The sequence below is a fragment of the Danxiaibacter flavus genome, from assembly GCF_041060425.1.
GTDB lineage: Bacteria > Bacteroidota > Bacteroidia > Chitinophagales > Chitinophagaceae > Danxiaibacter > Danxiaibacter flavus.
Genome location: NZ_JAULBC010000009.1, coordinates 109,131 through 125,153, shown reverse-complemented (window position 1 = coordinate 125,153; position 16,023 = coordinate 109,131). Strand labels below are relative to the sequence as shown.

Annotated in this window: 11 protein-coding genes; 5 read left to right on the top strand and 6 right to left on the bottom strand. The window is 41.6% G+C overall.

Features of this window, described 5'->3' with window-relative positions; all coding sequences use genetic code 11:
- The first annotated feature begins 338 nt into the window (after positions 1–338).
- On the top strand, positions 339–4,769 hold the full coding sequence (locus tag QTN47_RS24090) for a right-handed parallel beta-helix repeat-containing protein (protein ID WP_369332002.1): 4,431 nt from the start codon (positions 339–341) through the stop codon (positions 4,767–4,769).
- A 127-nt stretch (positions 4,770–4,896) separates the two neighbouring features.
- Positions 4,897–6,111: an acetyltransferase domain-containing protein gene (locus QTN47_RS24085; protein ID WP_369332001.1), complete on the top strand. Its 1,215-nt coding sequence runs from the start codon at positions 4,897–4,899 to the stop codon at positions 6,109–6,111.
- Between the two features lie 313 nt (positions 6,112–6,424).
- Here the strand turns inward: QTN47_RS24085 and QTN47_RS24080 are convergent, their stop codons facing one another.
- Both QTN47_RS24080 and QTN47_RS24075 read right to left on the bottom strand, forming a co-directional pair.
- Positions 6,425–6,985 (bottom strand): transposase, encoded by a 561-nt coding sequence (locus tag QTN47_RS24080; RefSeq protein WP_369332000.1) that lies wholly within the window; start codon positions 6,983–6,985, stop codon positions 6,425–6,427.
- 370 nt (positions 6,986–7,355) lie between these two features.
- Positions 7,356–9,752, bottom strand: coding sequence for an ABC transporter permease (locus QTN47_RS24075; RefSeq protein WP_369331999.1), 2,397 nt, complete (start codon positions 9,750–9,752; stop codon positions 7,356–7,358).
- 299 nt (positions 9,753–10,051) lie between these two features.
- Here QTN47_RS24075 and QTN47_RS24070 point away from each other — a divergent pair, with 299 nt between their 5' ends.
- Positions 10,052–10,456, top strand: a complete 405-nt coding sequence (locus QTN47_RS24070) for a VOC family protein (RefSeq protein ID WP_369331998.1) — start codon at positions 10,052–10,054, stop codon at positions 10,454–10,456.
- A 75-nt stretch (positions 10,457–10,531) separates the two neighbouring features.
- On the opposite strand, the gene QTN47_RS24065 is transcribed toward QTN47_RS24070, so the two are convergent.
- The 3 genes from QTN47_RS24065 to QTN47_RS24055 all read right to left on the bottom strand — a co-directional run bounded on the left by QTN47_RS24065 (position 10,532) and on the right by QTN47_RS24055 (position 12,616).
- On the bottom strand, positions 10,532–11,563 hold the full coding sequence (locus QTN47_RS24065) for an LLM class flavin-dependent oxidoreductase (RefSeq protein ID WP_369331997.1): 1,032 nt from the start codon (positions 11,561–11,563) through the stop codon (positions 10,532–10,534).
- Positions 11,564–11,798: 235 nt separating this feature from the next.
- Entirely contained in the window at positions 11,799–12,188 is a 390-nt protein-coding gene (locus tag QTN47_RS24060; RefSeq protein ID WP_369331996.1) for an amino acid-binding protein, read from the bottom strand.
- Positions 12,189–12,199: 11 nt separating this feature from the next.
- Positions 12,200–12,616, bottom strand: coding sequence for an antibiotic biosynthesis monooxygenase family protein (locus QTN47_RS24055; protein ID WP_369331995.1), 417 nt, complete (start codon positions 12,614–12,616; stop codon positions 12,200–12,202).
- 23 nt (positions 12,617–12,639) lie between these two features.
- On the opposite strand from QTN47_RS24055, the gene QTN47_RS24050 reads away from it, so the two are divergent.
- Positions 12,640–13,332, top strand: coding sequence for an ArsR/SmtB family transcription factor (locus tag QTN47_RS24050; protein ID WP_369331994.1), 693 nt, complete (start codon positions 12,640–12,642; stop codon positions 13,330–13,332).
- A gap of 128 nt (positions 13,333–13,460) precedes the next feature.
- On the opposite strand, the gene QTN47_RS24045 is transcribed toward QTN47_RS24050, so the two are convergent.
- Positions 13,461–14,063: a transposase gene (locus tag QTN47_RS24045; RefSeq protein WP_369331993.1), complete on the bottom strand. Its 603-nt coding sequence runs from the start codon at positions 14,061–14,063 to the stop codon at positions 13,461–13,463.
- 275 nt (positions 14,064–14,338) lie between these two features.
- Between QTN47_RS24045 and QTN47_RS24040 the strand changes: the two genes are divergently transcribed.
- The gene (locus QTN47_RS24040) at positions 14,339–15,913 is read left to right on the top strand and encodes a Na+/H+ antiporter (protein ID WP_369331992.1); all 1,575 of its coding nucleotides are present in this window, start codon (positions 14,339–14,341) and stop codon (positions 15,911–15,913) included.
- The last annotated feature ends 110 nt before the right edge of the window (positions 15,914–16,023 follow it).

Here is a 16,023-nt window from a genome sequence, read left to right as displayed (position 1 = left end):
TGTCAATATTTTACAGCCAAACAGCTGCCTAAACATTTGCAATAGCCTGCCGTTTTTTGTAACTTAGTAGCGTATTCGATTGATTTGACCATAGCCTCTTTATCTTCTCCATAGTATTTACCAATAGCCTGGCCACACGCCACTGATTAAGTTATTCCACAAGCCTTGTATAAATAACCAAAGGCTAAGGTTAACGCTGCCGAATTGTGTAATGCATCTTTTTGTATTACCGAATCTTTCATTAAACAATCCCCATCGGAAACCACTTCAGCTGGTCTGTAATTCTTGTGTCTGTTAATCACTGTTTGCTTAAAATTTTTCATTTCAAAAACAACAAAATGAAAATGCTTACAGGGCTGCTTCCGCAAGAAAAAGCTAAGCCCGGCTATCCGATCCCTTCTATTAGCCAGTTGCAACTGGTAAAAAACACCAGATTACACTGTATAACAGCAAGACTACGAAATTTCCTGCGGGTCTTTTTAATAATGGGTCTCGCACCCTTGATCACGTCACAAATCATAACGGAAAAACTGCATGCACAAACGGGCCAAACGTTTGTTGTAAACACTTTGGGTGATGCAGAAGATCCGGATGGCAACGACTTCAGCGATGGCCATTGCGATGCTGATCCCAACACGCCGGGAGATCAATGCACGTTTCGTGCGGCAATACAAAATCACAATGCCAACCGCAACCTTGATCACAATACTATCATTTTCGCAATTCCAAATGCACCCGGTTCAGGCAGCATTGTTATTATGGTTGGTAGCTCAGGAAATGGTGCTTTACCGCCCGTGCTGGGGTCCGTTACCATAGTGGGGCTTAACACTGTTGGCCCTTCCCGCCGAATTGAAATAAACGGCAGCCAGGCTGGTGCCGGTGCGATGGGATTAAAACTGCTTGGCGGAAAATCTGATATTTCATTTTTCATTATTAACAACTTTGCCAGCAACGGTATTTATATTTCAGGCACACCAATTGGCGATGGCGGCCACAATGTTCATTACAATTTTATAGGAACGGACAGCACTGGGACAGTAGCAGCAGGAAACGGCGGAGATGGTATATTCATAGACAACACACCCAATAATCTTATCGGCGGTTCAGGTGTACTGGATGGCAACGTTATCTGTAGCAACGGCGGTTATGGCATTCGCATTGCCGGACCGGATACTACAGTGATTGGACAGACAAACAGAGCTACTGGCAACAATCTCTATGGCAATAAGATAGGACAGAATTTTTTAGAAAATAATTTTCTACCCAACGGTCAGGGTGGTATACAAAACGACAATGCTCCGCAGAATAATATAGGGGGAACGGGCACCAATCAGGGAAATAAAATAGTGGGCCAAAACAACGGTATTACTGTGCAGGGAAGCCTTTCCAAAGGCGTACGCGTGGAAGGAAATTTTGTCGGAAGGGATGGAACAACTGCGAAATTCCTTGCAGGTATTTTCGCGCGTAGCGGAGAGCTACTAACTGTGACGGGAAACATCATCACTAATATTGGTGACGTTGGGATGGATATTTTTCTTGACGCAAACAGCACCTACGACATCAAGAAAAATCAGATTAATGGTGATGTAAAAATAGGATCGAAATTTACGTTCGGACAGGGACGCGTTATAACGGTTAACTACCAGGACAATATCCACTTTAAAAACTCAACCGGTCTCATGATTGATGAGTCGATTAACAGTACCATTAACTGGCTAATAACAGGTGACACAGTTCTTAATGGCCAGAACGGTGGTAACATTAAGTTCCGTTCTGCCGGTACAAAACAATTAAATAACAATGAATGGAAATTAAACGCGGGTGTTGGTTGTGCCTATGCAGTGGATTTTGCAGCAGGCGTTAAGGCCAGCATTATAGTAAATGGAGATCTTTATCTTCAGAATGGGGCGGAAGGCATGAAAGGCAACGTACATCTTGATGCACAGGCAGAGGTTGTATTTACACTTAGTAAAATTACCGGAAGCAGCAATGGGAAAGATGGACTCGCTTTGGGCCTTGCCGCTTCAGCTGGTGCAAAGGGAGATTTAAAAATAAACGGAGGAAGTGACTTTTCATTAAACGCTGCGGCTGCATTGCGCCTCATGGGAGAAAAGAGCAGCCTGGATATATTCCGGGTTGAAGTAGACAGAATTAATGCTACCAGAAACAAAGACATTGATGTAACACTTTATTTTCTGAACATTAACCTGAGACATAGTGTAACCAACAGCAAAATAACAGACAACACTGGTGCGGGAATTGTTCTTGACGGAGCAACAGAAGCAAGCATTGACAACGACACAATCGAAAATAACGGCAATGGCATTGTTATGTTGGATGCAGCAGTTGGAACCGTGACCAACAATATTATAAGTGGAAATAAAACTGGTGTTGTACTTGCGGGTAACGGAACCGGGACATCGCTTACTTCAAATTCCATCTTTGGAAATGCAACACTGGGAATTGATCTCGGCAATGATGGTGTTACTGCTAACGATAATGGAGACGCAGACACAGGCCCCAATAACCTGCAAAATTTTCCTGTGCTCACATCGGTCAATTCCAGCGGCGGAAGCACTTCAATTGCAGGCACTTTAAACAGCACCGCGAATACAATATTTAACATTCAGTTTTTCACGAACGATCATTGCAGCCCATCCGGCTTTGGAGAAGGACAAATATTGATTGGCTCAAAACAGGTGACTACTGACGGAGGTGGTAACGCAACATTTGTAGCGCTGATTAACGGAGTAACCCTTGCTAACGGCGCTTCAGTTACGGCCACTGCAACAGATGCCAACAATAACACCAGCGAGTTTAGCAAGTGTATTCAGGCTGAAGGCACTCCTGAAAGCGCAGATCTTGAGTTGACGAAAAAGGTGGATAAGTCTCAAATTACCGTTGGAGGCACCGTTGTTTTTACAGTGACCTTAAGCAACAAAGGACCGGCTAACGGAACAGGCATTGTTGTGACTGATAAAATTCCGGCAGGCATTAGCATTACCGATGTAACTACATCTACCGGCGTTTACGATAAAAACACAAGCGTTTGGGCCGTTGGCTCAGTTGTTAGCGGTGGACAGGCAACATTGACTGCTACAGGTACAACAACACAGACTGGCAACATAACCAATACTGCGGAAGTTACTGCTGCCGGACAGCCAGATCCGGATTCTTCACCGAATAATCATAATCCAAATGAAGATGACCAGGCCACAGTAACCGTTCAGGTTACACCACAACAAGGTGCTGAGGCTGATCTGGAAATTACCAAGACCGCAAACAGAACGCAGGTTGGTGTAGGAGATCAGATCATTTTCACCATCTCTATATTTAACAGGGGACCGGCAACAGCTACAAATATCCAGGTGCGTGATATAATTCCATCAGCTGTCAGTTTAACCAATGTAAAAGTTTCAGCTGGTACTTACAATGCAACAACAGGCATTTGGAAACTTAACCATTTGTTCAAGGGAGCTCATGCTGTAGCCACTTTTACTGGTAATACCACAAAAGATGGCGTATTTGAAAACACTGCCGAAGTGGTTGCAAGCGATCAAAAGGACACCGATTCTTCGCCGGGAAATAACAACCCGAATGAAGATGACCAGGCCACCGTTGTAATCAGATCATTGCTAACCAAGCCCGCGGATCTTGAGCTTAACAAGCAAGTAGACAAGGCCATCGTTGTATCCGGAGATGATGTAAACTTTACTATAACCTTGTCCAACAAAGGACCGGAAACAGCAACAGGCATAGCTGTAAAAGATCTGTCATCAAAAGGATTGGTATTTAATAAAGTAATCGCATCAGCAGGAAGTTTTGATATTACAACAGGCATATGGACTGTAAGTCAATTAACTGCAGGAGCAAGTGAAACACTCATGATCAATGCAACTACAATGATCCCGGGAACATTAACAAACACGGCTGAAGTTGCAGCAAGTGATCAACCAGATCCCGATTCATCTCCTGACAATGGCATTTCTACAGAGGATGATCAGTCATCAGTAAATGTAAAATCACTCCAAACAACACAGGCTGATCTTGAGCTCAGTCTCACCGCAAGCACGTTACAGGCAGCTCCCGGCGATCAGGTAACCATTACAGGCATATTGTTCAACCGCGGTCCGGCAACTGCAACAAACATTATTCTGAGTGAAATAGCTCCAGCCGGATTAACATTTAATGCGGTGAAAATATCCGCCGGAACATACACTGCAAGCAATGGCACGTGGAAAATCAATCACCTCTTCAAAGGTGCAAAGGCATATATTACCATTACCGCCACAGTTACCCAAACCGGCAATATTACCAATACAGCAGAAGTAATTCTTACAGACCAATCTGATCCGGATTCATCGCCTAACAACCACAATCCGGCAGAAGATGATCAGGCATCAATAACAATTCAAAGTAGCGCGGCTATTGCCAGAAAAGCTTTTGGAAACAACCTGCACCAACAAACAGACAAAGCTGGTTATAATCAGGAAAAGGAAAATGAAGTTTCGTTGACCGCTTATCCAAATCCGGTTAACGCTTCTACTACTGTTCATTTCTATCTACCTGCACAAAGTCGCGTGCAACTTGTTGTTGTCAATGCAGCAACAGGCAGGATAGTATCTACTATTATCGCAAATCAGATTACTACCGCAGGTAATCACAGCATTCGTTGGCAAATGCCGTACCTCGCTTCAGGAATCTATATTCTTCAACTAAAAACAGACCATACAATTAAAACACTCAAGCTTTTATCAGATAACCGTTAGTTAATAAAAAGGCATAAGTACAACAATATACTTATGCCTTTTTTACTGATTCGTCTAAAATGGGTTTAGTGACGACGTTATGATTGACGAAGTAATTTTCATTACTTTGTATATAAATCGTACTGCTTTGCAACCAAATAAGCTTATACAGGAGCCTTCTGCTACTGCTCTGAAATACAGAATACAATCCGTAGATATTCTCAGAGGCATTATAATGATCATTATGGCGCTGGACCATGTAAGGGATTTTTTCCATATACATGGAATGGACGGAGACCCCACAGATATGGCTACGACCACTCCCCTGCTATTTTTCACGAGGTGGGTAACCCATTTTTGCGCACCAACCTTCGTCTTCCTTTCAGGTATCTCCGCTTACCTCTCAGGGTTAAAAAAGACAAAAGCTGAGCTGCGGTCGTTTCTTATAAAACGCGGATTGTGGCTGATACTTGTTGAAATGGTGGTTGTAACATTTGGCATCACATTTAACCCGTTCTATAACATTATTATACTTCAGGTAATCTGGGCCATCGGCCTTAGCATGATTATTCTTGGCCTATTTGTTGGCACTTCACCATTAGTAATTCTAATAACCGGCGCTGTAATTTTTCTCGGCCATAATATATTTGACTACGTAAAAGTATCCGATACCACCACTGCCGGCAAACTGTTTCAGCTGCTCGTAGTGGGGCCGCGCGGCGTTTTTCCAATAAGCAGCAACAGGATGTTTTTAGTTTTTTACACCGCAATTCCATGGACAGGCGTTATGCTTTTGGGTTATTCCGCAGGCAGGATATTCAATAAGACAGTAGATTCAGCAAGACGCCAACGATTATTAACAGTTATCGGATTGACGACAGTTGCCGCTTTCATTATTTTAAGGTTGCTTAATTCATATGGGGATCCGGCGCCATGGTCTACACAAAAAGATAACATCACAACTTTTCTTTCTTTTTTAAACACAACCAAGTATCCGCCCTCTATCGTCTTCTCTTGCATGACGATAGGCCCTTCTATTTTATTGCTTGCATTTTTTGAAAAGAGACGAAGTAAGCTTACTGATATTTTTACTGTTTACGGCAAAGTACCCTTCTTTTATTATATCATCCATTTTTACAGTATACATGTTCTCTGCATGATTGTGTTCTTTGCAAGTGGTCACAGGTTTAAAGAAGCGGTTGATCCTAATTCATTTGCAGTATTCAGGCCTTTCCATTTTGGATTTGAACTACCGGTTGTATACCTTATCTGGATAGGCCTTGTTGTTCTTCTATACAAACCTTGCAAACGGTTCAGCAAATACAGAGCAACACATTCCCAATGGTGGTTAAGTTATTTATAACGGGACTCTAAGACCCATGTAATTGCTTTCAATTCTTCTTGATTTCGCCAGACACGAACCAGGGCTCAGAAATAGAACTGAGAAAGCAAGTAAAGTGTTTCGGAATTTCGGTCTACTCACTGTATTTAAATAAAAATCGAAGAAATCAAATGGTGTGCGCTGGCAGTATAGTTATGGAAAGAAAAGGTTCGTGAAACACGAACCTTGGCGTTGAAAAGGTTTGTAAGACGAACCTTGGCTTGGTCGCAATGACATATGCTTATCGCCGTGGTTCGTGTCTCACGAACCACGAAATTAAAACCATACAAAACCACTAAAACTCATTCCGCAAATCCTCTAAAAAATCGTAACGTTTTTCACCTTTCTCATAAAAGGACGCTGAAGAATAAATATAATCACAAGGGTCTTTAACCAATTTCCAGCGTTCAGTAACGGGGTTATTATGTATATAATTCATTTTCTGGTACGCTACCTTTCCGGAGTACAAATGAATAGCCAAAGAATCCCGCTGCCAAAACTCATGTCGTTTATTGTGAGCAGTTACCGCATACTTCTTCAACTCGCGTCCGTCTTCGTTAAGCAACATTCGCCTGAACTCATGAGCAGTGAATTTTAAAAAGGATCCCTGAGCAGTTTCTTTGCCATTTAGCTCATTCGTCCGCCAGATCAAATGGATATGATTTGGCATTATTACGAAAGCGAACAAGTCTATCTTTCCTTTTTCACTTAAATAGCGCAAGGAATTGACAATTACATTTTTGTATCTATCATCCCATAAAAGTAATTGCCAACTGTTTATGGTTGCTGTCCAGAAAAATATTTCGCCAGTCGACATATAGGATTTACGATGAGGGGTAAAAATCTCATTTGACATTTGTGATAGGGTTGAGAAAGCAATGTAGGGCGTTTAGGAGCATTAATCTACTCAAGGTAGATATATAAAAAACGGGGAAATCATACAAGAAAAGGTTCGTGAGACACGAACCTCGGCGGCGTTGAAAAGGTTCGAGAGATAAACCCCGGCGTGAGGGTAATGACATATACTATTTTATCGCCGTGGCTCGTGCCTCACGAACCACGAAATTAAAACTCACGTAAGACTGTATTTATTTAATGGCGCAAGAATTCAACCACATAAACTCCTTACCAAACTGTAAACAATGAAACCTTAACGCATTTACTATCGCCGTGGCTCGTGTCTCACGAACCACGAAATTAAAACTCATGAAACCTTAACACATCTACTACTCATTCCGCAAACTTTCTACAGGATTAGCTGAAGCAGCCCGAAGTGATTGAAATCCTATTGTGGCTAATGCAATTAAAAGCACAAGGATACCTGCTGCAATAAATATCCACCACTCAATATCTATACGATAAGCGAATCCTTGCAACCATTGATTCATAGCAAGCCAGGCAATAGGAAAAGCAATTATAGAAGCAATTGCCACAAGTTTTAAAAAGTCTTTGGAAAGCATTTGCACAATACTTGCAGCGCTTGCACCGAGCACTTTCCGTATGCCGATTTCTTTAACCCGTTGTGCAGCAGTAAATGTGGCCAACCCAAACAATCCAAGGCATGCAATGATAACAGCAAGCACCGTGAATATTAATGCAATCTCACCCTGCTTCTTCTCTGCGGCATATTGTCTTGCAAAATTCGCATCAAGAAAATGGAACTGAGGCGTATTTTGTTTATCAAACTTCTGAAAGGCTTTCGTAATATAATCCAGCGCTGCTGCGGTTTTTCCTTTAGCAATCTTCACATATACATTGTCTTCTTCGGAAGGTGCAGGAGGCATCAGCATAACCATCGGTTCAACCTTATGCTGTAAGGAATAAGTATGGAAATCTTTGATTACACCTACCACAGTTCTTTCTGCGGTTGTACCTTTATCATCAATCCTGAACTTCAGCTTTTTTCCTACGGCATTCTTCCACCCTAATTGATTCATCAGGGTTTCATTAATCATTGCTGCGCCGTATTTATCGGATGTTATGTTTGCTGAAAAATTTCTTCCCTGCAAAAGTTTTATGTCCATCGCAGGCAAATAGTCAGCATCTATCATTAACTCTTCTGCTATTGTAGTGTTAGTTGCAAAATCTCCTTGCTCCGTTTCGAAATAATAACCTAATCCACCTATGTCATTATTCCCAATCGGATTGCCGGCCATAGCAACATTTTCAATTGCTGGATTCTGCATTAATTGAGCTTTTAAAGCCGCTGTTTGGTTTCTTACATTCCGGTCATCAATATGAAATGTAAGTACCTGCTCCTTATTAAATCCCAGGTCGGCTTTTAACGCATAATTCAATTGTCTGTAGATTATTACTGAACCACAGATCATTACAACTGTAATAACAAATTGAAATACGACGAGCGATTTTCTGAAAACTATGCTTGCGAACATATTCCCCATCTGGCCTTTAAGCGCAGGGATAGTTTTAAAACGGGATAAAAACAGCGATGGATACAATCCGCTTACAATGCCGACGATTAAAGAGAAGGCAGCCAGAACAACCAGGGTATTCATCTTTCCAAACCTCCATATTGACAACAATTTTCCTGTAAGCGTGTTAAAGAAAGGCAATGCAACGGTAACCAGCAAGACTGCAGCACATGCAGCTAAAATTGTTACAAGCACAGATTCAAACATAAACATAGTCGCAAGGGCTGTTCTTCCAGAACCAATTGCTTTACGTGTACCCACTTCCCGTATGCGTGATGAAGAACGTGCTGTAGCGAGATTCATGTAATTGATGATCGCAATGATCAATATGAGCGCAGCAATAGCAACAAACATGTAAATCCTTTTAATACTTCCATTGGCACTTACTTCAAACGCTAAATTGGAATGAAGGTGAATAGAGGTAAGTGGCTGTAGCTCTATTCGATAGTCATCAATCCTCATAAGCTTCTGAATTGTTTCAGCGGCAAACTGCGGCATTTTCGTTTCAAGGGCTTTATAATCTGTTCCTTTTTTTAATAACAGGTAAGTGTACAAATTAAAGTTTTGCCAACCAGCAGTGTAATCAGGTGCAAGCACACGAATGCCACGAAAACGGAGATGAGAATTCTGCGGGATATCCTTGATAACTCCTGTTATTTTATTCGGTTCATTATTGTCTAAATAGATGGTTTGATTCAATGCATTCGCTGTACTACCGAACAGTGCAGTCGCAAGTTCTTCCGTAATCACAATTGATCCGGGTGAAGCAAGTGCCGTTTCTGCATTGCCATACAAAAAAGGAAACGTGAAGACATTAAATATGTTCTTATCCGCGAACACCATATCATCCACCTTAATTGTTTTATCGCCATACTTGATGATGCCATTACCTTCAGTTATAATGCGGGTTGCTTCCTCAATTTCAGGAAAATGTTCTTTAAGTTCAGGTGCAAAAGGAGCAGAAGTGGGCGCTTCATGTATTTCATTACCAGCCCATCTTGCATGCTGAACCACTCTGACTATGCGATCCGCATTTTCGTTATAGCGATCGAAACTGATTTCATCACCTACATACAATACAATCAACCAAAATGCGGCGAGACCAATAGCAAGTCCCGAAATATTAATAACGGTATACACTTTATGCCGGGATAAATTCCTTATAGCTGTTTTAAAATAGCTTCTAAGCATAGGTTGCGTAATTAACTGTTGAATGAGAAAGCAAATATTAAGTTACTCCATTTCCAATTAAATGCCAGTGTTTATTTGATTCATAATCAACATGTTCTTATAGAACAGGCTTTCAATGGTGTTCGGTTTTGATATACTCGTGTTCGGTTTTGCCTAAATAAGGACTTGTAAAAAATGATGACTGGCACTATCTTTCTCTAATTCTTTCGCTGACCGTGATTTTGGCAATACTATTTATCAGTCAACATAACTTCTACACAAAAATGAAAAATACACATCTATATCTTCAAAATCGATCAATGCCCGACTGCTCTATCATTCCCGTCCTGGGATATACTGACGTTCAGGCTGCCATTGAATGGCTTTGCCAGACATTTTGGTTTAAAGAACGCTGGCGCATCGGGAATCATCGTGCACAGCTGGAATTTGACAATGGGGCCATAGCGATAAGTGCACTTCCGGAAGAAACAGAAGATCATAAGCCTAAGCCACAAACGCAATCATTAATGGTGCGCATTACCGATGTGGATAAGCATCACGAGCATGTGGTAAAAAAAGGTGCGCGGGTAGTTCTACCCCCTGCAGATTTTCCTTATGGTGAACGTCAATATACCACCGTTGATATTGGAGGACATATCTGGACATTTTCACAAACTATAGCAGACGTTGCACCTGAAGATTGGGGAGGCGTTTCCGCGAAATAAAGTGCAAAATCTGGTTTTCTTCCGAATCAATAAGCGATAAATCAAGTATCATATCGTTTCAAAAAGCCATGTCCGTTATTTTATTGCAGCCTTTACCGCCGGTACTACTTTACCAGCGAACAATTCAATTGAATGAAGCATTTTTTGATGCGCAATATTTCCCATGATCGTCTGCGCAAGAAAACGGGTGTTGTGAAAGATAGAATATTGCTTTATAAGCTTTTCAGCAACTTCGTCTGCACTGCCCACCAGCAAAGAACCAACCGGCGATCGGAGATATTCAAAATAATCTCTTGTTATTGGCGACCATCCTCTCTCCTTCCCAACGCGGTTCATCACCGTCTCATAGACGGGCCAGAATTCATCGGAAGCCTGTTCTGAGGTATCTGCAATATAAGTATGCTCATTAATGCAAAGCTGTAATTGAGCAGGATCAAATCCGGCTCTTTTGGCGGAAGATCTGTATAAGTCAACCAGCGGTGCAAATCGTTCCGGCTCGCCGCCGAGTATGGCAATTGTTACGGGCAAATTAAATGAACCCGCACGGATTACTGAAGCTGGTGTTCCCCCAACAGCAATCCAAATTGGCAAGCGTTGCTGGTAAGGACGCGGGTAAACTCCGGCATTTTGCAATGCGGAGCGATGCTTCCCGTGCCAGGTTACATGCTCGTTATTGTTTATTTGTAACAACAGTTCGAGCTTCTCTGAAAACAAAGAATTGTAATCTTCCAGGTCAAAACCAAACAATGGAAAAGATTCGATGAAAGAACCACGACCGGCCATAATTTCTGCACGGCCATTTGACACTAAATCCAAAGTTGCGAAATTCTGAAATACCCTTACAGGATCTGCCGAGCTTAGAACCGTTACAGCACTTGTAAGCTTAATGTTTTTGGTAACACTTGCAATAGCAGAAAGAATTATTTCGGGTGCAGATACTACATAATCCGGCCGGTGATGCTCACCTAATGCAAAGACATCCAACCCAAGCCGGTCTGCCAGCTTTGCTTCGTCAATTAATTGCTGAACACGGCGGCCCGCATTGATAGCATTGCCGGAGAGATTATCTGCTTCTATTTCTCCAAAAGTACTTATGCCGAACTCCATAATGCCAGATTGATTAGCCTTACTAAAATGCTAAAATAAAGCTTAATGGTTAAAGGGCAAAGCAGCTGGGTTGTAAGTTATAAGTTGTACGTTGTACGTGTATTGAAGCAAGGGAGGTCACATGTTCCGTCTGTCAGCTTAAAGCCCAAAGCTTAAAGCCTAAAACTTTATCGAAGCGATAGATGAACATCAAGAAATCAGACATCAAGCACATCGTACATCTAAAAACCTACATCTAACATTGCCTCTTCCATTCATCAGATACGATTTTCGCTTTAAGTATATCATCTACAACAATGATTAGTTGATTTGAATGATCGCTGTACTGAACAAGAATATTTACGCCTGCATTTGCCATCTTTCTGCAAAACATGCCAAGTTGCCCCGGAACGTCTTGTCTTAATTTCTGAATCACTACTTCGTTTATTTTATTTACAACTATCCCTTCTTTCGCCAAAACTTCTTTGGCTTTATCAGCTTCCGCTACAAGAAAATGCGCAATGGAATTTTCTCCATTTTGAAACACGCCACCTCCTTCAAGACTAATATTATTCTTACCTAATGTCTCTCCTAATAATGCAAGTTGTCCCGGACTATTCTCCAGCAAAATTTCTATATCCTTCATGGTTAACTATTTTATTTATGATGAAATAGTGTGGTATCGCTCGCAGAGACGTTGCAATGCAATGTCTCTACTCCATCTCGTTCTTCCATACCATAATCCCGTATCACATTTGCGACACGCAAACGGTAGTTTCGAAAAACAGATACTCTTCCTTTTTCCTGTGCAGCACGATGACGAATTGCATTTCGCCAGTTGGCTACACTTTCTTCATCTTTCCAAAAAGAAAGTGAAAGAAGCTTTGTCTCATCCCTTATGCTTTTGAATCTTTCAACAGAAATGAATCCTTCAACTTCTGTTAACTCATCGTAAAGCTCGGCTGCCATATTTATGTATTCGTCCCACTTTACTTTTGCAGGCTCAACTTCAAAAATTACTACGATCATAATTTCACTCTTTACATGCAAAACAAAAACTTTTGCTACATTCATATTTCATTTTAAACTGAATTGTGATGGTAGAAGAAAAGTTTATCGAATTATCTTCGCTGGTTTGTGAACCCAGCCGCGCAAGAATGCTCTGGAATCTACTGGATGGTAAAGCATATACTGCGAGCGAATTAGCCGTGGCTGCTGACATTTCTCCAACTTCAGCCAGTAATCATCTTGCAAAACTTCTTGACGCGAACCTGCTAAAGGCAGAATCACAAGGGCGGCACCGTTATTTTTCGTTTGCAACACCAGAAGTTGCATACGCAGTTGAATCTCTTGCCAACCTTGCCAGTCACCAACTACCTGGCAAAGCCAAACAAACTGAAACACCAACTGGCGTTCGCTATTGCAGAACCTGTTATGATCACCTTGCAGGTTATGTAGGCGTAAAAATTGCAGAGGAACTAACATCACGGAAATTAATTACCTCGTCGGAAGACTCCTACACTGTTACAGCAAAAGGATGGAAATGGCTTGCAGATTTCGATATCGCAAAAGACGAAATTACATCCCAACGTCGCCCTGTTGCCCGCCAATGTCTTGACTGGAGCGAAAGACGGCCACATATTGCGGGACAAATCGGCGCACTTCTCCTTGCTAAGATGCTTGAGAAAAACTGGTTTAAAAGAGTACAGTTTTCAAGGGAGCTAATTATAACAGCCAGGGGACAAAAAGGCATTTTTGATTTATTGGGCATCGAATTGGAAAGCAAATAGGCATTCCAAGGAATGCCGAAGTTAGTACCTTTTGAAATTGCCTCCCGCAGTTCTTGTAAATCGCAGGTTTATTGTAGATGTTTTTTTATCATTAAAATCCGCATTGCCTGCATAACTTTTTAAAGCCACTACTTTTTACAATCGCTATTTAATGTGTCGCGCTGCCAATTGGCCGGATTATTTTCAATATAATATTCTATTGCCTCATAGGCGCGTTGATCGCGAATGATGTGATCGTGAAAACGTGCCTGCCATTCAAATGACGCATCAAATTGTTGACGAACCATCTTTGAAACAATTGATTTATAGGAACGAATGATGGTTGAAATGGATCCGGATAACGGGGATATTTGGGACATGGGGTGGTTTTTGTCATTGATATTATTTGATGTGGACATCGTGGAGACGTTGCAATGCGTAGAGACGTTGCAATGCAACGTCTCTACATCCGCGCCACATTCCCGAATAATCAACACCCCATGCACATGATTCGGCATCACCACAAAATTCCCCAATGCAACAACCGAAAAATGATCCGGAATTTCTGCCCAATATTTTTCGGCGGCTCGTCCGATATCGTTTAATTGCATTACACCATCTACAATGGCTCCAAAATAATGCATGCGTTTTTTTGTGCAGATGGTAATGAAATAAGCGCCGGCGTTGCGGTAATCCCAGCCTTTTAATCGTGCAGATTCGATGCGGTATTTGCCGCGGAATTTAGGGTTCATGTTGGGGGTTTGGGTGGTTAATAATTGTTGTCAATTGTATGATTGCGTTCCATCCGTAGAGACGTTGCAATGCAACGTCTCTACGGATTACAACGTCACCACAATCAATCGCAAAAATACCGCCTAATTCAATTCAACACATTTTTTAAATCATCCACACATTATTCAACCGTTCCACATTTTTCTTGATTTAAAATGATTGTAGTAAATTAAATCGTTCAAAAAGCATCAAACGCCAAAACGCTCCTATTAATCGTCATTTTAAATAAATCTTCATGATAATTACTGCATTACAATATATCTGCATTATAGGTCTTACATTATTACTGATCATGCTGGCAAACAAAATAAGAATTGCCTACCCGATTATGCTTATTGTATGCGGCCTGCTTGTAAGCTTTGTACCTTACTTTCCCAGCTTTAGTATTGATCCCGAATTAATATTTGTGATCTTTCTACCACCATTGCTGTACGAAGCTGCGTGGTACACATCATGGAAAGAACTATGGCGCTGGAGGAGAGTAATAGGAAGTTTTGCATTTCTCATTGTGTTGGTCACCTCGTTGGTTGTTGCCCTGGTTGCAAGCAGCATTATTCCAGGCTTTACACTGGCATTGGGATTTTTGTTGGGAGGAATTGTATCGCCGCCGGATGCCGTTAGTGCAGCCGCAATTTTAAAATACGTAAAGGTTCCACGTCGCATGGCTTCTATCATTGAAGGTGAAAGCTTGTTGAACGACGCATCCAGCCTTATTGTTTTTCGCTTTGCTCTGATTGCAGTAAGCACAGGACGCTTTGTATTTCACGAAGCTGTTGTAAGTTTCTTTTGGGTAATTATTGCCGGAATCGCAATTGGAATTGCCATCGGCTACTTATTCTTCTATATACACAAATTACTGCCAACCGATGATAACACGGACATTGCGCTAACTATCATTACACCTTACGTTATGTATATAACGGCTGAAATGATTCATGTATCAGGTGTCCTGGCTGTAGTAAGTGGCGGGTTATTTTTATCAGCAAAGTCGCATCTTTTTTTGAGCCATAGCAGCAGGCTAAAAGGAGCAAGTGTCTGGTCCGCGCTTGGATTTATTCTAAACGGACTGGTTTTTATATTAATCGGGCTGGAACTACCTATTATTATAAAAGGACTTGACGGAATTAGTCTCAGAGCAGCTATCGGTTACGGTGTTGTAATTACAGCCATTTTAATGGTCGCGAGGATCTTATGTGCAATCGGGGCATCTTTCTTCACCGTTTTTATTAGTCGCTTTATTACAACAGCAGATCCCAGGCCGGGACTAAAGGCACCCCTTATTTTTGGGTGGGCTGGCATGCGTGGCGTGGTTTCTCTCGCTGCGGCCTTATCAATTCCAATTGTTACAAATAACAGCGCTCCCTTTCCGCAGAGGAATCTGATATTGTTTATCACCTTTATTGTAATATTACTGACATTGGTCGTGCAAGGACTTACCTTGCCCAAATTAATACGCCTTTTGAAAATGGAAGACCCGGATCATTTTTTATCCGAGGAAGAGCAGGAGGCGGAGGTTGCACGCAGGCTGGCTGAAAAAAGCAGGCGTTTTTTGCAACATGAATATTCAGAAGAGATCAATGCCAATCCTGTATTACATTTCCTTGAAGCGAAATGGAAACAGGGCGAGGATATGAACAAGGACCACCAATTACAAGATGATTTTAAAAATGCGTCTCTTAAATTGATAGAAAAACAACGTGATTGGCTGCACAAATGGAACGAGGATATTGTGATTGATGATGCCGTGATCAGGAAATATTTGATGTTGCTGGATATGGAGGAGGAACAATTAAAATTAAAATACAGATAGAGACGTTGCAATGCAACGTCTCCGCGCAATGCAACGTCTCGTCGTATCATCAGAAACAAATATATAAAACATGATCACGTTGGAGACGTTGCAGTGCAACGTCTCTACGC

Coding starts and splice junctions, on each gene's coding strand:
- QTN47_RS24065 (WP_369331997.1), bottom strand. CDS start 11,563: ATGGAGTTCGGCATAAGTACTTTTGGAGAAATAGAAGCAGATAATCTC.
- QTN47_RS24050 (WP_369331994.1), top strand. CDS start 12,640: ATGGTAGAAGAAAAGTTTATCGAATTATCTTCGCTGGTTTGTGAACCC.
- QTN47_RS24060 (WP_369331996.1), bottom strand. CDS start 12,188: ATGAAGGATATAGAAATTTTGCTGGAGAATAGTCCGGGACAACTTGCA.
- QTN47_RS24040 (WP_369331992.1), top strand. CDS start 14,339: ATGATAATTACTGCATTACAATATATCTGCATTATAGGTCTTACATTA.
- QTN47_RS24075 (WP_369331999.1), bottom strand. CDS start 9,752: ATGCTTAGAAGCTATTTTAAAACAGCTATAAGGAATTTATCCCGGCAT.
- QTN47_RS24080 (WP_369332000.1), bottom strand. CDS start 6,985: ATGTCAAATGAGATTTTTACCCCTCATCGTAAATCCTATATGTCGACT.
- QTN47_RS24070 (WP_369331998.1), top strand. CDS start 10,052: ATGCCCGACTGCTCTATCATTCCCGTCCTGGGATATACTGACGTTCAG.
- QTN47_RS24090 (WP_369332002.1), top strand. CDS start 339: ATGAAAATGCTTACAGGGCTGCTTCCGCAAGAAAAAGCTAAGCCCGGC.
- QTN47_RS24055 (WP_369331995.1), bottom strand. CDS start 12,616: ATGAATGTAGCAAAAGTTTTTGTTTTGCATGTAAAGAGTGAAATTATG.
- QTN47_RS24045 (WP_369331993.1), bottom strand. CDS start 14,063: ATGAACCCTAAATTCCGCGGCAAATACCGCATCGAATCTGCACGATTA.